Below are 19,000 nucleotides of genomic sequence, written 5' to 3'. Positions count from 1 at the left end.
TACGCACTGGGCAATCAGGCAATCACGACGGCTGTGGTGATGAACCGACGCGCACTCCTCCTCGCCCTCTCGACCAGCCTCGCGCTGGGCGGCTGCCTGCGCCCGGATTTCCGCACCGACCAGCTCGACGCGACCGGCACCGGCTCGATCGGCGCCCGCTACGCGCTGGCCGCCGGCGACCGCCTGCGCGTGATCGTGTTCGGACAGGACAACCTGTCCAACATCTACGCCGTCGACGGCGGCGGCCGCATCGCCATGCCGCTGATCGGCGTGGTTCAGATCGGCGGACAGAGCACCGGTCAGGCCGCGCGCACCATCGAGGGCAAGCTCGCGGCGGGCTTCGTGCGCGAGCCGCACGTCACCGTCGAGGTCGACGTCTACCGCCCGTTCTACATCCTCGGCGAGGTCACCACCTCGGGCCAGTATCCCTACGTCAGCGGCATGACGGTGGAGACCGCGGTCGCGATAGCGGCCGGCTTCGGGCCGCGGGCGGCGCGCGACTACGCCGTGCTCACCCGCGAGGCCAAGGGCGGCGAGAGCAAGGGCGGCGAGAGCAAGGGTGGGCTCGGGCTGACGGGCGAGCCGGGACGCGACGGGCTCGTCTCGGGCATCGTCCCGATGACCTACCCGGTGCGGCCGGGCGACACGATCGTCATCAAGGAGCGGTTCTTCTGAGATGGCCCGGCAACGCGGCTCCTTCGCTTGACGCCGTTCCGGCTTGAGCGCGCCTCGCGACATCCTGTTCGACCGCCGCCGACGGTCCGGCGGCGCTGCGTCGGGCATTTCGCAAGGCGCTCTTATCCCAGACCTCGATGAGCCCGACTCATCGAGGTCTGGCCCCCGCGACTGCGGGGCGGGGGTCGTCCGCCGAGCCTCATGGGTCATGACCCGTGAGACTTGGTATTAGCCAAGCGTTGACGCTTGCCCTGGAAAGACCGGGACCGGCGACGCGGCGTCCGGCGTCCTTAACCGCCTCAACAGGGCTCACGCTTACATTTCTGCGGGCCGGCCGTAGGCCGCCTGGAGAACCTTGCCGTGGTCGAGTCCGCCAGCCCGCCCGACGTCGCGTTCCGCCGCATCCTGCACGTGTTCCGGGCGCCCGTGGGCGGCCTGTTCCGGCACGTGGTCGATCTCGCCCGGCTCCAGGCCGCAGCCGGCCATCGGGTCGGGATCGTCTGCGATGCGTCCACCGGGGGCGACCGCGCCGTCCAGGCGCTGGCCGACCTCGCGCCCTGCCTCGCCCTCGGCGTCACGCGGCTGCCGATGCGGCGCAACCCGCACCCGTCCGACCTCGCGGCGCTGCGGGCCGTGGCGCGCCGCACGGATGCCGTCGGCGCCGACGTGCTGCACGGGCACGGCGCCAAGGGCGGCGTCTACGCCCGCTTCGCCCCGGTGCGTGCCCGACGAACCGTGATCCGGGCCTACACGCCCCACGGCGGCAGCTACAACTACCGGCCGGGCACCCTGCTGCACCGGCTCTACATGGGCGCCGAGGGCATCCTCGCCCGCCGCACCGACGTGTTCCTGTTCGAGAGCGAGTACGTCGCCGGGCGCCACCGCGCCTACGTCGGCACGCACGATGGCGTCAGCCGCATCGTCCACAACGGCCTGAGCCAGGCCGAGTTCGGCGCCGTGACGCTCGGCCCCGACCCGTTCGACCTGCTCTACGTCGGCGAGCTGCGCGAGGCCAAGGGGCTTCCGGTCCTGCTCGAAGCGCTGGCCGGCCTGCGGGCGGAAGGGCGCACGGTGCGGCTGCTGATGGTCGGCTCCGGTCCCGACGCGGGGCTGCTCCAGGCCAGGGCCGAGGCGCTCGGGCTTGCCGGCGCGGTCGCCTTCGAGCCGGCGCAGGGCATCCGCTCGGTGCTCGCCCGCGGGCGCATCATGGTGGTGCCGTCGTTTGCCGAATCCCTGCCCTACGTCGTGCTGGAGGCCGCCGCCGCGGCGCACCCCCTCGTCGCCACGAACGTCGGCGGCATTCCCGAGATCTTCGGGCCGGCGGCCCGCGACCTCGTTCCGGCTCGGGACCCGGCCGCGCTCCGGCACGCCATCGCCCGCGTCCTCGACGAGGCTCCCGAGAGCCGGTCTGCCCGCTTCCGGGCGCTCAGCGACTCCGTGCATCGGCGCTTCTCGATGGAGCGGATGGGCGCGGACGTCCTGTCGGGCTACGCCGCCGCCTTCCGCGCACGGACCGGGGGCGCGGCCCTGGGAGCGGGCCTCGACGCCGGGAGGGCCGAGACCGCCTGACGCCATCGTCGGAAGCCTTCGTCCGGAGCTCCGGGGGAAGCAGCCGACGCCCGAGGCACGTCTCGCGAACGTGATCCGGGTTTGGTCGGCCCCTGGCCGGACGATCTCCTCAAGTTTCCCCGGTTTAAGCTTTCAGACAGGCTGCCTTGCGACACTTCCCCGGACCGGGAAACAGGCCGCAAGACTTGGGGGATGTGACCGATGAGCGCCTTCGACGTTCGTGATCTTCTCAAGGCGGCCGGACAAGCCGAGGGGATGGGTGCGGGCGTCGGTGCGGCGGGCACCCCGCTCGCCGAGACCGTGGTGGCGCTGCCGGCCAAGGCGATCTCGCCCGTGGTCGTCGCCGGCCTCGTGCGCGCGGCCGAATTCGGCCTGATCTGCGCCCTCGGAGCGGCCCTCCACCTCGTGCTGCTCCGCGGCGTCGTCCCGTTCGGCATCACCTATGCCGGTGCCATCGGGGCGGTCGCGATCCTCGCGGTCGCCGCGTTCCAGGCCGCCAAGACCTACCGCATCGGCGCCTTCCGCGCGTTCTTCAAGACCGCGTCGCACCTCACCGCCGGCTGGACGCTGGCCTTCCTCGTCGTCGCGACCGCCCTGGTGCTGGCCAAGGTCTCCGACCACTATTCCCGCCTCTGGCTCGCCGCCTTCTTCGCCAGCGGCCTCGGGCTGCTGCTGGCCGGACGCTTTGCGCTGGCGGGCGTGATCGGGGCGCAGACCCGCAAGGGCCGGTTCGACCGGCGCACCGCCATCGTCGGCGGCGGCAAGGACGGCGCGGCGCTGATCGCGGCCCTGGAGGCGCAGGCCGACAGCGGCATCCGCATCGTCGGCGTGTTCGACGACCGCAACGACGACCGCTCCTCGAACGTCGTCGCCGGCTACCCGAAGCTCGGCACCGTCAGCGACCTCGTCGCCTATGCCCGCCGCGCGCGCCTCGACCTGATCGTCTTCACCCTGCCGATCTCGGCCGAGGGGCGCATCCTGCAGATGCTGTCCAAGCTCTGGGTGCTGCCGATCGACATCCGCCTGTCCGCACACGCGACGAAGCTGCGGCTTCGCCCGCGCAGCTACTCCTATCTCGGCTCGGTGCCGGTGCTCGACGTGTTCGACCGGCCGATCGCCGGCTGGGACGTGGTGGTGAAGACCGTGTTCGACCGCTGCGTCGGGACCCTGATGCTGATCGCGCTCGCGCCGGTGATGCTCGGCGTGGCGCTGGCGGTGCGGCTCACCTCGCGCGGGCCGGTGCTGTTCCGCCAGAAGCGGCACGGCTTCAACAACGAGCTCATCGACGTGTTCAAGTTCCGCTCGATGTACGTCGATGCCTGCGACTCGGGGGCCGCGAAGATGGTCACCAAGGGCGATCCGCGGGTGACCCGGGTCGGGCGCTTCATCCGCAAGACCTCCCTCGACGAGCTGCCGCAGCTCTTCAACGTCGTCAAGGGCGACCTGTCGCTCGTCGGCCCCCGCCCCCACGCCCTCCAGGCCAAGGCCGCCAACACGCTCTACGATCAGGTGGTCGACGGCTACTTCGCCCGCCACAAGGTCAAGCCCGGCATCACCGGCTGGGCGCAGGTCAACGGTTGGCGCGGCGAGACCGACACCTCCGAGAAGCTCCAGCGCCGGGTCGAGCACGACCTGTACTACATTGAGAACTGGTCGGTGCTGTTCGACCTCCAGATCCTGCTCACCACCCCGTTCGCCCTTCTGAAGACCGAGAACGCGTACTGATCGGCTGCGGTGTGCGATCCTCCGAACGCGAAGGGGCTACGGCAGCGCGCCGGCCTGCTCCTTGGCCTTCATGATCGTCTCGCGGCAGGCCTCCGCCTTGCCGGCCTTCTCCTCGACGCGAGCCTTCTCGACGAGGTCGCGCGCCGACTTGACGCCGCCGGCGGTGGCGGTGGTCGCCGGATCGCTCGGCTCGCCGGCCGGCGGCTTGTCGAGCGCCTTGCCGGAGTTGGACGAGGTCGCCCCGCCGGCCGGCTCCCTGCCGGTCACCGTCTCGGCGCCGGCGCTGTCGAGGCGCCGCTCCAGCGTCGCGATCTCCTCCGAGCAGGAGCTGGCGAGCGCCGGGGCCGCCGAGGCGAGGAGGAGGGCGCCCGCAAGGGCGTGAGCAAGTCGCATAATGCGTCGTCTCCCTGGTGCTGATCGAGGTCGCGCGGCGGGCGCGCCCGCGTCACACGGTCCGGCGTGGGGAAGCCGCGGCGCGCGGCCGTGTTCCGGTGACCTGAAGCCGCAGGTCGGTCGTTCGCGCGTGCGAAAAGGGCGCGGACCCTTCGATCCGCGCCTCCTTCCCCACCCGATCCGTTGGCTCTCAATACTTGCGGATGATCGGCTCCGGCATCGGCGCGGGGGCCTCGCCGAAGGCGTAGCGCAGGCCGCCGTAGATCGAGAGCGGCTGGGCGAGCGTCGTGGTGCGCGGATCGTTGATGGCGAGGTTGCCCACCACGTTGCCGCGCTCGGCGAAGGTGCCGAAGTTGGCGTAGCGGTTGTTGGTCAGGTTGGTGATCAGGCCGAAGACCTGAAGGTTCGGCGTGACTTGGTAGCTCGTGTTGAGGCCCAGCACGTAGTAGGCCGGCAGCTTCGGGTTCAGGTTCGACTCGTCGCCCCGGTAGTAGGCCGAGGAGAACGCCTGGAGGTTCATGCCGAAGCGCCAGCCCGGCAGGATCAGGGTGTCGAAGCCGACCTTGAACTGGTGGTCGGGGATCAGCGGCACCTTGTTGCCGCGCGTCACGTTGATCGCGCCGTCGTCCGACAGCGGGTTGTTGGGCGCGGACAGGGTGCCGTTGAACCGGAAGGTCGCGTCGATCAGCGCGTAGTTGGCGTAGACCGAGAGGTCGCCGCGGGTGTACTCGGCCCCGACCTCGACGCCCTGGCGCTGGGTCGCGGGCACGTTGACGTAGTAGCCGCGGGCGGCGTTGCCGGGGGTCGCGAGCTGGATGATGTCGTTGGCGAGATCCGTGCGGAAGGCGCCGACCTTGTAGGTCACGAGGCCGCCGTCATAGAAGTTCGGGATATTGCCGCGGATGCCGACCTCGTAGGTCTGGCCGGTGAGCTGCTTGAGCTTCGGGTCGGCGACGAGCGAGTTCGGCAGGAGGCAGGGCCGGTTCGGATTGGAGCAGGCGATCTCCAGCGGCGTCGGGGCGCGGTTCGATTCCGAGTAGCCGCCGTAGAGCGACAGGCCCGGCGTGAACCGGTAGGTCAGGCCGGCCACCGGGTTGATCTTGTTGTAATAATAGGTGCCGTTCACGTCGGGCGAGAAGCCGGTCTGGTCGGTCGTGGTGATGCGGGCGAAGTTCAGCCGCGCGCCGGCCGTCAGCGAAAGCTGGTCGGTCATGTCGAACGTGTCCGTGGCGTAGAGGCCGAGGTAGAGGTTCGAGCCGAGCACGTTCGAGGGCGCGATGCCGAGCGCGGCAAGCGTGCGCAACTGCGTGGTGCCGAGGCCGGGAATGGTGCCGTAATAGGGGTTGTTCGGATCGGTGGTCACCGACAGGTCAGAATTGATCACGCCGAGCGTGCTCGACGACTTGAAGGTGAAGTCGGCCGCGTCGATGCTGCCGCCGACGACGAAGCTGTTCCCAAAGCCGAAGACCTTGTCGCGGTTGGCCGCCTGGAGCGAGCCGCCGTAGCCGGTGGCCTCGGTCTTGGTCACGTCCAGCGTGCCGTAGGGTACGTTCGGCGTGAACGGGAGGCCCGGCGGGTTCACGCCCTGCCCGAGGATCAGGAACTGGTCGCGGAACTGAGCCTGCGTCTGGTTAGGCCCACGCACGAAGCCGTCGTCCTCGAAGCAGAGACGGCGGGGCGTGAAGAAGCTGCTCTGCCGGTTGCAGCCCTCGAAGTTGCCGTCGTTGCCGTCGACGTAGGTGTTGCTGAAGCGGCGGACGTAGGCGTTGCCGGCAAGGTCCCAGGTCGGCGAGATGTCGACCCGGCCGGTCACCTGCATGGTGCCCATCTCGGTCAGCGTGGTCTGCGGGTAGGTGAAGATCGCCCGCGGATCGACGTGGGTGAAGTCGACCGGCGCCGCGGCGGCGGCGCCGAAGAACGTGCGGGCGAAGTTGCCGATCAGGTGGAACTCGGAATCGAGCGTGCGGTAGCCGAGGTCGGTGTAGAGGCGGCCGATGGTGCTCGGGCTCTCGTAGCGCCAGCCGCGGTCGTTCAGGCCGTCGCCGTTGACGTAGAAGCTCCAGGGGCCGACCATCGTGCCGTATTCGAGCCCGCCGGCGATACGCCCGTCCGAGCCGCCGAGCGCGGTCACCTCCGCGCCCTGCCACGTGAAGCCGTTCTTCATCTGGATGTTGACCGCGCCGCCGATGGCGTTGAGGCCGAACACGGGGTTGCCGGTGACGATGTCGATGCGCTGGATCGCGGACGGCGGGATCAGGTCGAACTGGACGGTGTCGCCGAAGGCCTCGTTGATGCGCACGCCGTTCTGGTAGACGGCCAAGCCCTGCGGGACGCCCTGCACCGGCGAGGCGGTGAAGCCGCGGTAGTTCACGTCGGTGCGGTTCGCGTTGCCCTGGGAGTCCGACAGGTTGAGGCCGGGCGTGCGCCGCGCCAGCGTCGCGACCGCGCTGAAGGTGCCGCGGTCGATGTCGATGTCGGCCGCCGTCACCGTCTCGACGGTGCTCGGGATCTTGTCGAGCGGCTGCTCGCCGCCGCGCAGGCGCGGCATGGTCGCGGACGGAACCGCCTGCTGCGTGACGACGGGCGTCGCACCCAGCGGCGGAGCGGCCCGCGTCGTGCCCGAACCGGACCCGCCGACCGGCGTCGTGGCGACCACGCTGATCTCGCCCAGCGTCACCGAACTCTGGGCGTAGGCCGTGCACGGCAGCAACGCCACCGATGCGATGAGGCTTTCGCGAAGCACCCGCATGGTCATTCCCCAACCTTCTGGATCGAACCCGCGCCCCTTATCGTCCGGGGCTTACCCGGCACTCATGCAAGCGGCGGCGGGGTTCGACAATCGGGGAGCGGAGCGGCAAGGGTCGAATCAGGCATCCGCCTGCGGAGCACGGACGGAAACCGGCTGCACGTGACGTCTCGGCAACAGATTTGTCTTACGAATTCAACAGCTTAGGGCAGATTAGGCAATCCGGATCGGGAGCTTTCGGCAATTCGACGGGCTGGCGATTGCCGAGACCCCGCGCAGCGATCAACCCGTCGCAACCCGATCGCCGGACGGGTCGGCGCCCCGCCCTCAGAGCCGCGCCTGGATCTTCCGCGCGATCTCGCCGAGCCGCTGCTCCAGCAGTTGCGGCACCTCGCAGACGTAGGTCAGCGACTGGCTGCGCTCCTGGAAGATGCGCCGGTCCCAGGCGAACTTGGTCTCGATGTCGGACTGCTCCTTCGAGACCTCGCGGGCGTCGGCCGCGCTCGGCCCGTCCTTGGTCTGGCTGATGGTGTCGGCCTCCTCACGGATGCGCTCGGCCATGCGGCGCTGCCCCTGCGCGTAGCGGGTGATCCCGTTCATCACCTTGTTGCGCTCGCCGTTGAGGACCTCGAACACGCCGGCGTAGACGCGGGTCAGCCGCTGGCCCTTGTCCGCGGACGGCAGCGTGGCGACGTAGGCGTCGAGGAGCGGATCGACCTCGGTGAGCTCGGTGCGGCGCGAGGCGATCTTCTGGGCCACCACCGCCGCGTCGTTGTCGTCGCCCCAGGCGCCGGCGGCGGCGATGTCGGGCCCGGTCCAGAACTGGCCGGGACTCAGGGAGGCGACCTTGCGCTGAACGCAGGGCCAGTCGGGATCGCTCCGCGGCTGCGCGCGAGCCGGCCCGGCGAGGACGGCCGCCATCGCGAGGGCGGTGAGGAGAAGCTTGGTCATGCGGGGTCTCCGGCCGGGCCTCCGCGCCGGGCCATGATGCCGCGGCCTGGATCGTAGGCGACGACGGCGAGGGTGAAGAAGGCCAGCGTCACGCCGACGACGACGGCGCAGGCCACCGGCTCGAACTGCCCGTAGAGGGCGAAGCGCACGAGCTGGACCGCGTGGCTGAAGGGGTTCGCCTCGCAGATCCAGTAGAGCGTCTCGGAGGATTCGCGGATGCGCCAGAGCGGGTAGAGGGCCGACGAGGCGAAGAACATCGGGAAGATCACGAAGTTCATCACGCTGGCGAAATTCTCCAGTTGCCGCACCAGGGAGGACAGGAACAGGCCGATCGCGCCGAGCATCAGCCCCGAGGCGAGGAAGGCCGGCAGCGCCGCGAGGTAGCCGATGCCCGGGATGTCGGTCTCCCAGAACCACGCCACCGCGAGGAACGCGTAGGCCTGCACCACGGAGACCGAGACACCCGCGATCAGCTTGGCGAGCAGCAGCAGCCAGCGCGGGTACGGGCTCGTCAGCAGCACCTTCATCGAGCCGACCTCGCGGTCGTAGACCATCGAGAGCGAGGACTGCATGCCGTTGAAGAGCTGAATCATCACGGCCAGCCCCGGCACCACGTAGACCTCGTAGAGCACGTAGGTCTGGTAGGGCGGCTCGATCGAGACGCCGAGCGTGTTGCGGAACCCCGCCGCGAAGATGAACAGCCAGACGAGCGGCCGCACCAGGGCCGAGAAGAACCGTTCCTTCTGGTTGAAGAACCGCAGCAGCTCGCGGCGGACGATGCCGCCGAGACAGATCAGGTAGCCGATCGCGTCGAGCCGCCCGAGGTGAGCGGGAGCTTTCTCCGTGGGGGCTGTGGCCTGCGCCGCGATGGTCGAGGGCGTACTCATGAGGGTCTGCCCTTTGACGCTTGAGACGCGGGCGCTTCCAATCGATTTCGGCATCACGCCGCCGCCCTCACGGGCTCGGCGACCAAGCGCCGGAACGCGTCGGCCAGCGTCTCGTCCGCCTCGCCGATGCCCCCGGCCCTGCCCCGTGCCACGATACGGCCCCGGTGGAGCACAACGGCGTCGTCGTCGGCCGCGATTTCCTCGAAGATGTGCGTGGCCCACAGCACCGACAATCCCTCCTCCCGCACCAGGGCGCGGATGATGGCGACGATGTCGGCCCGCGATTCGAGGTCGAGGCCGACGGTCGGCTCGTCGAGCAGCAAGAGGCTCGGGTGGTGGACCAGCGCGCGCGCGATCTCGATCCGGCGCGACTGGCCGCCCGAGAGCGTCCGCACCTTGTCGGCGCACCGGTCGGCGAGCCCGACCCGGTCGAGCAGCACGGCGATGCGCGCCTTGGCGGCGGCCCGCGGGATGCCGTGCAGGGCCGCGTGGTACAGGAGGTTCTGCGCGACGGTGAGGTCGGTGTCCAGGGTCCGCGCCTGGAACACCACGCCGAGGCGGGCGAGCGCGCGCGACGGCTCCCGGTCGAGCGGGTGGCCGAAGATCGCGACCCGGCCGTGGCGGTTGTTGTAGAGGCGGGTGATCAGCGAGAACAGGGTCGTCTTGCCGGCCCCGTTCGGCCCGAGGAGCGCCACGAAGCGCCCGCGCCCGACGGTGATCGACACGTCGCTGAGCGCGACGCGGGCGCCGAAGCTGTGGCTGACGTGGGCGACCTCCAGCGCCGGTGCGGCCTCGCTCATCGGGGAAGCACCCGCCGGGCATCGCCGACCGCGTCGAGGCACTCGTTGAACTCGCCCTCGCCCTGCTCGCGCTCGGCCACGCGCAGGGCCTTTTTGAGCTTGGGCAGCACCGCCTCGGGTGGATTTTTGGCGACGGCGTCCCGGATCATCGCGATGCCCTCGGCGCAGGCGGCCTTGTCGTCCGCGAGCGCAGGCGTCGTCAGGAGGAGAAATGCTAGACCGAGGCACCGCACCTTCCCTCCCCCCTCTGCGGGGGAGGGTGGCCCGCGAGCTAAGTCGGGAGAGGGGAGCGCGTTATCAGGACAGGGCGCTCCCCTCTCCCGACCCTCGCTGACGCGAGGCCCACCCTCCCCCGCAGAGGGGGGAGGGAAAGGCGCGTTCAGGAGATCGTGGATGTCGCGAACACGCATCATTTCACCGTGATCGTGCCGGCCATGCCCTTCGGCTCCAGGCCGCGGGCGGCCCAGGTGTAGGTGCCCGGCTTGATCGCCACGAACTCGATCGCGATCTCGCCCGGATCGTCGAACTCCAAGTGGTCGGGCGGACCGCCGCCGTGGATCTCGAGATGGTTGATGACGATCTGGTTCCACCAGACGTAGCGGAAGAACTCGGGCGCGTAGAACTTGTACTCCTGGCGGCCCTTGGCGACGATGCGCAGCCGGTAGGCCCGCCCCGATTCCAATTCGATGTCCCGGTTCTCGACGACGAAGTCGTTGCCCTCCGCGTCGCCGAGGACGAGATCCGGCAGGTTTTCGCGCTTCTTCGTGAGGTCGAGGCCGGCCGCGGGACCGGCCACCAGCAGCATCGCGAGACCGAGCCCCGCGATCGTCGAGATCCGCCTCGTCACCACCGTTCCCCTCCCCTCGCGCCGCCGCTTCGGGCGGTTCCGATCACTGCGGCGAGATCGCCACGCCCCAGGGCAGCAGGCCCACGGGGATGCTCTTGACCACCTTCTCCGCCGCGACGTCGATCACCGAGACGTCGTTCGAGGTGCCGTTGGTGGAAAACAGCATCGCCTGGTCCGGGGTGAAGGCGAGCTGCCAGACGCGCTGCCCCACCGGCAGGTACTTCTGCACGTCGTAGCTCCTGGCATCGATCACGGCGACGCGGTTGGCCGGGCCCAGCGCCACGAAGGCCTTGGTGCCGTCCTTCGTGATGCGGATGCCGACGGGCTGGATCGCCTCGTCGTTCACGCTCGGGATCTTGAAGGTGATCCGCTTGACGACCCGGCGCTGGGCCACGTCGATCACGCTCACCGTGCCGCCGACCTCGGACGAGACCCACAGGAACTTGCCGTCCGCCGTGAACTCGGCGAATCGCGGGCGGGCATCGACCAGCACGTTGTCGATGACCTGGAAGGTCTTGGTGTCGATGAAGTGGGCCATGTTGGTGGTCTCGGAGGTGTTCACCAGGACCTTGCCGTCCGGCGACAGGCCCATGCCCTCCGGCTCGACGCCCACGGGCACCTCGGCCAGCACCTTGTTCTTCTCGATGTCGATGATCGTGACTTGGCTGTCGTCCTCGTTGGCGACGTAGAGCGGGTTGCCGGTGGCATCCAAGGTGAACTGCTCGGGGTCCGGCCCGGAGCGCAGCGAGCGCACCACCTTGCCGCTGACGGTGTCGAGGACGTCGATGCGGTCGTCGTCGCTGGCGCAGACGAACACCTCCTTGCCGTCCCGGCTGACGACGATGCCGCGCGGGCGCCGGCCGACCTTCCAGGTCGCGGTGACGGCCATGGTCGCCGAGTCGATGACGCTGACCGAGTTGCCCTTCTCGTTGGAGACGTAGACCGTGTAGGCTTCGGCCGACGCCGACGGGCCGAGTGCCGCGGCGAACGCCGCCAGCCCCAGCCCTGCTCTCACGCAGCGGTCCATGTCACGTCCTCCCGTGGCGCTCTATCGGCGCCGGATTCCCGTAGAGGGGAGTGTAGGGCGTTTTCCGCCCGATGCGAGGGCGGCCCATCGGCGCCGGGCGCTTCGTGATCCGCACGCGTCGCCGCTCACTTGAACTTGCACGTCGTCTCGGGAAGGTCGGTGCCGAGGGTGTCGAGCGGCGTGCGCTGGTGCAGGAAGCCCTGCTCCGGTGCCACCGAGACCAGGGCCCTGGGCTGCACCACGATCAGCGGCTGGCGCAACTGGTGGTCCCAGGGACGGAAGCTCAGCGAGACGCCCTTGTAGGCCGGCAGCCCGAAAGTCGGCTCGGTCAGCGCAGGGATCATCACCGCGGGATCGGTGCTCTTCGTGGTCGTGGCGGCGTTGCCGACGACGCGGAATGCGGCCCAGACCTGATAGTCGAGCGGCCGCATCAGGCGGCCGGAGAGGCGCCGGAAGCGGTTCTGCGCCTGCGCGGCGCCCCACGTCTCCAGCACCGGCGACCACGTGGTCGCCACGAGACCCTGCGTGCCCGCGACGGGCCGCGGATCGACGGTGCGATAGGGGACGTAATCGCCCCAATCGGCCTCCTCGTCGGCCACGACCGCCACGTCGTAGTCGAGGCCGCGGGTGAACACCATCGCCTCGGCCCGGGTCGGCGTGTCGCCCCGCGCCTTGGCCAGCGGCCCGAAGGTCCAGGGCTTCTCCGCGGTGAGCTTCAGGGCGAATTTTCTCGCCGAGTTGCGCATCGCGTCGGCGTAGAGCTTGTCCGCGTCGGTCGGCCCGACGATCAGGAACAACTTCCGCCAGCGCATGACGGTCAGGTACTGCGCCAGCGCGTCGGTGAGCATCGCGCGCGACGGCGCCACGTGGAACATGTTCGCGCGGCAATCGGGCCCGCGCAGGCGATCGTCCGGGGCCTGCGCGTTGAGCACGACCGTGCCGGGTCCGGCAGCCTCCGACACGGCCAGCACCTCGTCGGCCGGGAGCGCCAGGACGAGGAAGCGGATGCCCTTGCCCATCAGCGCCTTGGCCGCGTCGACCGCGCTCGGGCCGCCCTCGACGAGGGCGATCTCGTCCAGGGCGAAGGTCTGCTTGGTGAAGCGGCCGGTGGTGTTGTTGTCGGCGATCCCCATCCGTGCCCCGGCCACCCCCTCGTCCTCGGGAGGGGCTTCGGCGTCGTAGGAGGACGGCGCCGGCTGCGGCCGGTAGATCAGGCCGACATGGGTCGCGGCCGCTTCCGCGGGCGGGCTCGGCGCGGCCGCGGGCTCCTGGGCCCGGGCACCGTCGCCCGGGGCCGCCGATGCGGCGAGCGCGAGGATCGCGGCGGCGCGGAGGTATCGTGCAGGATCGTGCATCGGGGCGGCACGTAACAGCATTCGGACCCCCGACTCAACGCCCGGTCCCGCGAAGCGCCGTGCCGGCGTTCCGTGGCCCGCCCGGTGCCGTGCCCGGCTGCTGGGCCCGGCTGCTGGGATTGCCAAACCGCCCGGCCGCACGACCTATAAGGAGCTATAAGGAGACGCGACCCGCGAGGTTCGCGCGTCCCGCCCCGACCCGGAGCCCCGCCATGCCCCTCCGCCGCGCGCGCCTCGCGGGTTCGATTGCCTTCCTCGCCCTCTGCCATCCCGGCGCGGTGCTCGCCGGACCCGAGAAGGCGGCGATCTTCCCCGTCGAGCTGTTCGACCCGGGCGTCGTCGGTGGCCGTAAGGCCCGTCCGGACGAGGCCCGCAAGCTCGCCCTCGTGACCGATGAATTGCGCAGCGCGCTCAAGGACAAGGCCGGCCTCGAACCCGTCGACACCGCGCCCCAGGCGAAGGAGGTGGACAAGCAGGGGCCGCTCTACAGGTGCGACGGCTGCGCCGCGCCCATCGCCAAGGCGCTAGGTGCGGATCTGGCCGTGACCGGTTATGTGGAGAAGGGATCGGGCCAGATCTTCAACCTCAACGTCGTCATCGCGGACGCGGCCACCGGCAAGGTCGTGCGCGGCGGGCAGGTGGTGATCCGGGCCGACACCGACGACACCTGGACGCACGCCATGCGCTGGATCGTCAAGAACCGCCTGCTGGCCGAGCCCCTGCCCGGCAAGTCCTGATTTTTTTCCACTGTTTCGAACGCTGTCGAGTCCATCGTGTCCGAGTCGCCGCAACCCGGAAGCCCCCCCCGCCTCCTCGTCAGCGTCCGCGACGCCGCCGAGGCGGAGACCGCCATCCGCGCCGGCGCCGACCTGATCGACGCCAAGGACCCGGATCGCGGTGCGCTTGGCGACTTGCCGCTCGCCGCCGTTCGTGCGATCCGCGCAGCCGTTGCCGGCCGCGCCGCAACGAGCGCCGTGGCGGGCGAGCCGGACGGGGACGCCGCGATGGCGGCCCACGTCCGCGCGATGGCGGAGAGCGGCGTGGACTGGGTCAAGGTCGCAGTCCGCCCCGCGGTCCTGAACAAGGTGGCGGCCTTGCGCCGCGCGGCGGACGCCGCGCCCGGGCGCCTGATCGCCGTGCTGTTTGCCGAGGACGACCCGAGGCCGGACTCCGTCGCCGCGCTGGCCGCGGCGGGGTTTCGCGGGGCGATGATCGACACCGCCGGCAAGGACGGCTGGCGCCTGCCCGACCTTCTCAACTCCCACCGGCTCGAAACCTTCACCGCCGCCTGCCGGGCGCGCGGGCTGATCTCGGGCCTCGCCGGGTCGCTCCGTACCGCCGACGCCGCCGCTCTGGCCCGCCACCGGCCGGACTATCTCGGCTTCCGCGGCGGGCTCTGCCTGCGGGGCGATCGGCGGAGCGCCCTCGATCCGGCCCGCGTCGCGGACGCCGTGCGGACCTTGCGCGGTCTCGCCGCCCGAGACGCCGCGTGAGGCCGCTCGCCGTCGTCAAGGTCGGCGGCAGCCTGCGTGCCGACCCGGCCCGGCTCTCGGGCCTCCTCGCCGCGCTCGCCGACGGCGTTCACGGCCGCTGCGTGATCGTGCCCGGCGGGGGCGCCTTCGCCGATGCGGTGCGTGAGGCGCAACGACGCGACGGCTTCGACGATTCCGTCGCGCATCGGCTGGCGCTCGATGCGATGGGCCGGATGGCGAAGGTCTTTCACGCGATCGAGCCGCGGCTATCTCTGCGTTCAGTCGTACCCGCCGCGCTCTCCCCTCTGCGGGGGAGGGTGGCCCTCGCGTCAGCGAGGGTCGGGAGAGGGGAGCGACCTTTCCGGACGACGCGCTCCCCTCACCCGACCCGCTTCGCGGGCCCCCCTCTCCCGCACAGGGGAGAGGGAAAAGCCCGCAGCCTCGCGCAACACGAAACCGTCGTCTGGGACCCTGCCCTGCTGAAGGCCGGCCATCCCGACATCGCCGAGACCTGGGATGTCACCTCCGACAGCCTCGCGCTCTGGCTCGCGCGCGGGATCGGCGCCGCGCGCTGCGTGCTGGTGAAGTCCGCCGACGCGCCGTCCGGCCGGAGCCCGGCGGACCTCGCCCGTCTCGGCCTTGTCGACGCCGCGTTCCCGGCCTTCGCCGCGCGCTTTGCAGGCTGCATCGAACTCTGGGGACCGGCCGGCATCGCGACCCTGCCCGACCGGATCGCCGCGTGAGCGCGTCGGACGCCGAGACGCGCCCGGCCGAGCACATCGTGTTCGTCACCGGCAAGCTCGCCCGCGCCCGGTTGGAGAAGGTCGCGGGCACCCTGCCGGCCGAGCGCTTCGCCTGGAGCATCGCGGATGCCGGCGTGAAGGTCGCCGCGCTGATGACCGAGGAGATCATCCGCCGCCGCGTGACCATGCCGGAGGGCGCGACCCGTATCGTCCTGCCGGGCCGCTGCCGGGCGAGCCCCGCGGCGCTGAGCCGCCATTTCGGCCTGCCGGTCGAGCGCGGGCCGGACGAGATCGTCGACCTGCCGGCCCATCTCGGCCTCGCCGGCCGCACGGTCGACCTGTCCCGGCACGACCTGCGCATCTTCTCGGAGATCGTCGACGCCTCCAAGATGACGGCTGCCGAGGTGGTGGCCAAGGGCCTCGACCTCGCCCGGCGCGGCGCCGACGTCATCGACCTCGGCGGCCTGCCGGACACGGCGTTCCCGCACCTCGAAGACTGCGTGCGCGGCCTGAAGGCGGAAGGCCTTCGGGTCAGCGTCGATTCGTTCTCCGTCGACGAGTTGCGCCGCGGCGCGGCGGCCGGGGCCGACTTCCTGCTCAGCCTCAACGAGGAGACGCTGGACCTCGCCTTCGAGACAGAGGCGGTGCCGATCCTCGTGCCGGTGCGGCCGGACGACCTGCCGTCGCTGGATCGCGCGATCGCGCGGATGCGCACGGCCGGCCGGCCGTTCATCGCCGACCCGATCCTTGAGCCGATCCACTTCGGCTTCGTCGACTCGATTGCCCGCTACCGCGAGACGCGGGCCCGCTGGCCCGACATCGCGATGATGATGGGCACCGGCAACCTCACCGAACTCACCGAGGCCGACAGCCTCGGCATCACCGCCCTGCTCGCCGGCATGTGCTCGGAACTCGCGATCGGCAACGTGCTGATCGTGCAGGTCTCCAACCACACCCGCCGCACGGTGGAGGAGCACGACGCCGCCCGCCGGGTGATGTACGCCGCCAAGCAGGACGCCGCCCTGCCCAAGGGCTACGGCCGGGCACTTCTGGCCCTTCACGACAAGCGTCCCTTCGTGCAGACGCCCGACGAGATCGCAGGGCTGGCCGCCGCGGTGCGGGACCCGAACTACCGGATCGCGATCGCCGAGGACGGCATCCACGTGTACAACCGCGACGTTCACCGGGTCGGCACCGACGCGATGGCCTTCTTCCCCGACCTGGATGTCGCGAGCGACGGCGCGCACGCCTTCTACCTCGGCGGCGAGCTGGCGAAGGCCGAGACCGCGTGGCGGCTGGGCAAGCGCTACGTCCAGGACGAGCCGCTGGACTGGGCCTGCGCGGCGGAGGCCGAGGTCGCGGACACCACCGCCTTCAAGCAGGCCGGCCACACCAAGCATTCCGGCCCGGACGCCCCGGCGGCCACCCGCGACGCGCGGGTCCCGACCGAGGCCGACGCGTCGGCGCCCCGCACCGTCGCGCCGGACGAGGCCGGGCGCGCGGCGGCGGTCGCCGAGACGCCGCGGGACGCGCCGCAGAGGATCGCGTGCGGCAAGCTCGTGCCGGCCGGGGAGGCGTGAGCGGGTGCCCTTGATCCTCGAGACCATCGTCACGACGCTCTCGCCCGAGGGCGCCCTGCACCTCGTGCCGTTCGGGCTGATCCGCGAGGGCGAGGACACCATCCTGGCGCCGTTCCGGCCCTCGCCGACCATCCTCAACCTCGACGCGAACCCGTTCTTCTGCGCGTCGAGCCCCCGCGACGTGCGGGTGATCGCGGGCGCCGTCACGGGGCGGCGCGACTGGCCGGTGGTGGCCTGCGACAAGATCCCGGGCCGGCGGCTCGCCGACAGCTTCGGCCACGCCGAGTTCGCGGTGGAGGCGGTCGAGGCCGACGAGACCCGCCCGCGATACCGCGGACGCACGGTCCACGCCGCTGCCCACGCGCCGTTCATCGGCTACAACCGGGCGCAGGCCGCGGTGCTGGAGGCGGCGATCCTGTCGACGCGCCTGCACATGCTGCCCGCGGACAAGGTTCTGGCGGAGATGCGCTACCTCGCCATCGCGATCTCCAAGACGGCCGGCTCGCGCGAGCGGGAGGCCTGGGGATGGATCGAGGACAAGGTCGCCGCGGCCTTGAACCGCGACGCGCGCAGCCTCGCTTGAAGCAGACGCCGCGTGCGGAACGCGGCCATACAGGAGAGAGACGTCCATGAGACTATCCGCCCTCACGACCGCCGCGGCGCTCGCCGCAATCCTGGCCACGACCGCCCAGGCCCACGGCCCGACCCGCCGGAAGGTCGAGGAGACCGTGCAGATCAACGCGAGCCCGGACAAGGTCTGGGCGGTGATCGGTAACTTCCAGGACATGAGCTGGCTGCCGCCGGTGGAGAAGACCGAGGGCAAGGAGGGCAACACGCCCGACAAGGCCACCCGGCTCATCACCCTCAAGGGCGGCGCTACGGTGGAGGAGAGCCTCTACAAGTACTCCGCCGAGGCTATGACCTACGCGTACCGGATCACCAAGGTCGACGTGAAGACGCTTCCCGTGAACGATTATTCGTCCACGCTCAAGGTCGAGCCGGACGGCGACGGCAAGTCCAAGGTCGCCTGGAGCGGCGCGTTCTACCGCGGCTACATGAACAACGATCCGCCGCCCGAACTGAACGACGAGGCCTCGCAGAAGGCCGTGCGCGGCCTCTACCGCACCGGCCTGGACGCCCTGAAGGCCCAGGTCGAGAAGGGGTCTTGAGCCGTCCCGCGCGGCGCAAATTCTGGGGTGGGCAGCGCGCCGGTGTCCTCGCCCTGTGCCTCGGGCTGGCGTTCCCGCCGGCCCTGGCGGGCGAGGCGGTCGTCACCGCGCAAGGGGACGACGCCGTCGACGTGATCGACCTCGATGCCGGCACGATCCTGCGGAAAATCCCGGTGGCGGGCTCGCCCGCGGGCGTCGCGCTCTCGCCCGATCGCAGGACCGCCTACGTCACGCGGCCCGACGGGCCGGGCGTGGCGGTGATCGACCTGCCCTCACGCAGCGTCGTGCAGATGCTGGCCCTGCCGGGCGGCCCGCTCGGCATCGCCGTCAACCCGAGGACCGGGGCGGTCTACGTCGCCGACTGGTACGCCAGCCGGCTCTTCGTGCTGGTGCCGGGCGAGGCGGGCCTGAGGCTCGACGGCGAGATCGCGGTCGGCGCGTCGCCCTCCGGCATCGCGGTCACGCCCGACGGCGCGACGCTTCTGGTGGCCAACCGCGAGGCGAACTCGGTCTCGCTCGTCGATGCCGCGACCCGGCGCGAGACGCGGGTCGTCGCGGTCGGGCAGCACCCGTTCGGCATCACGATCGATCCGCAGGGGCAGCGCGCCTACACCGCCAACGTCACCGGCGACGACGTCTCGGTGATCGATCTCGCACAGGCCCGCGAGGTCGGCCGGGTCAGGACCGGAACGCGGCCCTACGTGGTCGCGCTCGCGGGCGGGCGCGGCTTCGTCACCGACCAGTATTCCGGCACCGTCACGGCGTTCGACCTCGCCACCCTTCAGCCCGTGGGGCGCGTCGAGGTCGGCGACCACCCGGAGGGCATCGCGGCCTCGGCCGACGGCCGCGCGCTCTACGTCGCCAACTGGGGCTCGAACACGCTCTCGGTCATCGATGCCGCCGCCCTCAAGGTGACGCGCGCGATCAGGACCGACGACGGCCCGCGGGCCTTCGGGGACTTTTTGCGATAGATCTCTTCGCGACAGATCCCTCGGTGTCTCCGACGCGGCCCGCCGATCGGGCGGGGCGGGGGCGTCCCGGTCGGCCGGAAGAACCGCGCC

Annotated in this window: 19 protein-coding genes; 10 read left to right on the top strand and 9 right to left on the bottom strand. The window is 70.9% G+C overall.

Annotated elements, in window-relative coordinates; genetic code table 11:
* Positions 1-39 precede the first annotated feature (39 nt).
* The 3 genes from ACFE8Y_RS00930 (at position 40) to ACFE8Y_RS00920 (ending at position 3,969) form a co-directional block, all read left to right on the top strand.
* Positions 40-675 carry a polysaccharide biosynthesis/export family protein gene (locus ACFE8Y_RS00930; RefSeq protein WP_375462499.1) on the top strand — a complete coding sequence of 212 codons (636 nt, stop codon included), beginning with the start codon at positions 40-42 and terminating at the stop codon, positions 673-675.
* A 360-nt stretch (positions 676-1,035) separates the two neighbouring features.
* Positions 1,036-2,244: a glycosyltransferase family 4 protein gene (locus ACFE8Y_RS00925; protein ID WP_375462498.1), complete on the top strand. Its 1,209-nt coding sequence runs from the start codon at positions 1,036-1,038 to the stop codon at positions 2,242-2,244.
* Positions 2,245-2,445: 201 nt separating this feature from the next.
* Positions 2,446-3,969, top strand: a complete 1,524-nt coding sequence (locus tag ACFE8Y_RS00920; protein ID WP_375462497.1) for an undecaprenyl-phosphate glucose phosphotransferase — start codon at positions 2,446-2,448, stop codon at positions 3,967-3,969.
* A gap of 36 nt (positions 3,970-4,005) precedes the next feature.
* Here ACFE8Y_RS00920 and ACFE8Y_RS00915 read toward each other — a convergent pair whose 3' ends face one another.
* The 9 genes from ACFE8Y_RS00915 to ACFE8Y_RS00875 form a co-directional block, all read right to left on the bottom strand.
* Complete coding sequence (locus tag ACFE8Y_RS00915) at positions 4,006-4,362, bottom strand: hypothetical protein (RefSeq protein WP_375462496.1); 357 nt, start codon at positions 4,360-4,362, stop codon at positions 4,006-4,008.
* 190 nt (positions 4,363-4,552) lie between these two features.
* Complete coding sequence (locus ACFE8Y_RS00910; RefSeq protein ID WP_375462551.1) at positions 4,553-7,111, bottom strand: TonB-dependent receptor; 2,559 nt, start codon at positions 7,109-7,111, stop codon at positions 4,553-4,555.
* A gap of 324 nt (positions 7,112-7,435) precedes the next feature.
* Complete coding sequence (locus ACFE8Y_RS00905; protein WP_375462495.1) at positions 7,436-8,059, bottom strand: hypothetical protein; 624 nt, start codon at positions 8,057-8,059, stop codon at positions 7,436-7,438.
* Positions 8,056-8,946 carry an ABC transporter permease gene (locus tag ACFE8Y_RS00900; RefSeq protein WP_375462494.1) on the bottom strand — a complete coding sequence of 297 codons (891 nt, stop codon included), beginning with the start codon at positions 8,944-8,946 and terminating at the stop codon, positions 8,056-8,058. The genes ACFE8Y_RS00905 and ACFE8Y_RS00900 overlap by 4 nt, the downstream gene beginning before the upstream one ends.
* A 53-nt stretch (positions 8,947-8,999) precedes the next feature.
* Positions 9,000-9,746: an ABC transporter ATP-binding protein gene (locus ACFE8Y_RS00895; RefSeq protein WP_375462493.1), complete on the bottom strand. Its 747-nt coding sequence runs from the start codon at positions 9,744-9,746 to the stop codon at positions 9,000-9,002.
* Positions 9,743-9,979, bottom strand: coding sequence for a hypothetical protein (locus ACFE8Y_RS00890; RefSeq protein WP_375462492.1), 237 nt, complete (start codon positions 9,977-9,979; stop codon positions 9,743-9,745). The genes ACFE8Y_RS00895 and ACFE8Y_RS00890 overlap by 4 nt, the downstream gene beginning before the upstream one ends.
* Before the next feature lie 176 nt (positions 9,980-10,155).
* On the bottom strand, positions 10,156-10,551 hold the full coding sequence (locus ACFE8Y_RS00885; RefSeq protein WP_375462550.1) for a hypothetical protein: 396 nt from the start codon (positions 10,549-10,551) through the stop codon (positions 10,156-10,158).
* Positions 10,552-10,636: 85 nt separating this feature from the next.
* Positions 10,637-11,620 (bottom strand): YVTN family beta-propeller repeat protein, encoded by a 984-nt coding sequence (locus ACFE8Y_RS00880; RefSeq protein WP_375462491.1) that lies wholly within the window; start codon positions 11,618-11,620, stop codon positions 10,637-10,639.
* Positions 11,621-11,745: 125 nt separating this feature from the next.
* Positions 11,746-12,975 carry an ABC transporter substrate-binding protein gene (locus ACFE8Y_RS00875; RefSeq protein WP_375462490.1) on the bottom strand — a complete coding sequence of 410 codons (1,230 nt, stop codon included), beginning with the start codon at positions 12,973-12,975 and terminating at the stop codon, positions 11,746-11,748.
* 212 nt (positions 12,976-13,187) lie between these two features.
* Here ACFE8Y_RS00875 and ACFE8Y_RS00870 point away from each other — a divergent pair, with 212 nt between their 5' ends.
* Genes ACFE8Y_RS00870 through ACFE8Y_RS00840 form a run of 7 tightly spaced genes read left to right on the top strand, consistent with a single transcriptional unit; the run spans position 13,188 to position 18,910 of the window.
* Positions 13,188-13,712: a DUF3280 domain-containing protein gene (locus ACFE8Y_RS00870; protein WP_375462489.1), complete on the top strand. Its 525-nt coding sequence runs from the start codon at positions 13,188-13,190 to the stop codon at positions 13,710-13,712.
* Positions 13,713-13,748: 36 nt separating this feature from the next.
* On the top strand, positions 13,749-14,468 hold the full coding sequence (locus ACFE8Y_RS00865) for a (5-formylfuran-3-yl)methyl phosphate synthase (RefSeq protein ID WP_375462488.1): 720 nt from the start codon (positions 13,749-13,751) through the stop codon (positions 14,466-14,468).
* A complete protein-coding gene (locus ACFE8Y_RS00860) occupies positions 14,465-15,190 on the top strand; it encodes a uridylate kinase (RefSeq protein WP_375462487.1) in 726 nt (241 codons plus the stop codon). Before ACFE8Y_RS00865 ends, ACFE8Y_RS00860 begins: the two co-directional genes overlap by 4 nt.
* Positions 15,187-16,770: a DUF6513 domain-containing protein gene (locus ACFE8Y_RS00855; RefSeq protein ID WP_375462486.1), complete on the top strand. Its 1,584-nt coding sequence runs from the start codon at positions 15,187-15,189 to the stop codon at positions 16,768-16,770. The genes ACFE8Y_RS00860 and ACFE8Y_RS00855 overlap by 4 nt, the downstream gene beginning before the upstream one ends.
* A 4-nt stretch (positions 16,771-16,774) precedes the next feature.
* Entirely contained in the window at positions 16,775-17,353 is a 579-nt protein-coding gene (locus ACFE8Y_RS00850; protein ID WP_375462485.1) for a DUF447 domain-containing protein, read from the top strand.
* A 46-nt stretch (positions 17,354-17,399) separates the two neighbouring features.
* Positions 17,400-17,939 carry an SRPBCC family protein gene (locus ACFE8Y_RS00845; RefSeq protein WP_375462484.1) on the top strand — a complete coding sequence of 180 codons (540 nt, stop codon included), beginning with the start codon at positions 17,400-17,402 and terminating at the stop codon, positions 17,937-17,939.
* 53 nt (positions 17,940-17,992) lie between these two features.
* The gene (locus tag ACFE8Y_RS00840) at positions 17,993-18,910 is read left to right on the top strand and encodes a beta-propeller fold lactonase family protein (protein ID WP_375462549.1); all 918 of its coding nucleotides are present in this window, start codon (positions 17,993-17,995) and stop codon (positions 18,908-18,910) included.
* The last annotated feature ends 90 nt before the right edge of the window (positions 18,911-19,000 follow it).

Origin of the sequence: uncultured Methylobacterium sp., from assembly GCF_964242245.1 — a bacterium.
Taxonomy (GTDB): domain Bacteria; phylum Pseudomonadota; class Alphaproteobacteria; order Rhizobiales; family Beijerinckiaceae; genus Methylobacterium.
Note: the sequence above shows the minus strand (reverse complement) of the source record. Positions and strands in the feature narration are given on the sequence as shown.

Coding starts and splice junctions, on each gene's coding strand:
- ACFE8Y_RS00900 (WP_375462494.1), bottom strand. CDS start 8,946: ATGAGTACGCCCTCGACCATCGCGGCGCAGGCCACAGCCCCCACGGAG.
- ACFE8Y_RS00920 (WP_375462497.1), top strand. CDS start 2,446: ATGAGCGCCTTCGACGTTCGTGATCTTCTCAAGGCGGCCGGACAAGCC.
- ACFE8Y_RS00880 (WP_375462491.1), bottom strand. CDS start 11,620: ATGGACCGCTGCGTGAGAGCAGGGCTGGGGCTGGCGGCGTTCGCCGCG.
- ACFE8Y_RS00895 (WP_375462493.1), bottom strand. CDS start 9,746: ATGAGCGAGGCCGCACCGGCGCTGGAGGTCGCCCACGTCAGCCACAGC.
- ACFE8Y_RS00875 (WP_375462490.1), bottom strand. CDS start 12,975: ATGCACGATCCTGCACGATACCTCCGCGCCGCCGCGATCCTCGCGCTC.
- ACFE8Y_RS00845 (WP_375462484.1), top strand. CDS start 17,400: ATGAGACTATCCGCCCTCACGACCGCCGCGGCGCTCGCCGCAATCCTG.
- ACFE8Y_RS00910 (WP_375462551.1), bottom strand. CDS start 7,111: ATGCGGGTGCTTCGCGAAAGCCTCATCGCATCGGTGGCGTTGCTGCCG.
- ACFE8Y_RS00915 (WP_375462496.1), bottom strand. CDS start 4,362: ATGCGACTTGCTCACGCCCTTGCGGGCGCCCTCCTCCTCGCCTCGGCG.
- ACFE8Y_RS00930 (WP_375462499.1), top strand. CDS start 40: ATGAACCGACGCGCACTCCTCCTCGCCCTCTCGACCAGCCTCGCGCTG.
- ACFE8Y_RS00905 (WP_375462495.1), bottom strand. CDS start 8,059: ATGACCAAGCTTCTCCTCACCGCCCTCGCGATGGCGGCCGTCCTCGCC.
- ACFE8Y_RS00870 (WP_375462489.1), top strand. CDS start 13,188: ATGCCCCTCCGCCGCGCGCGCCTCGCGGGTTCGATTGCCTTCCTCGCC.
- ACFE8Y_RS00885 (WP_375462550.1), bottom strand. CDS start 10,551: ATGCTGCTGGTGGCCGGTCCCGCGGCCGGCCTCGACCTCACGAAGAAG.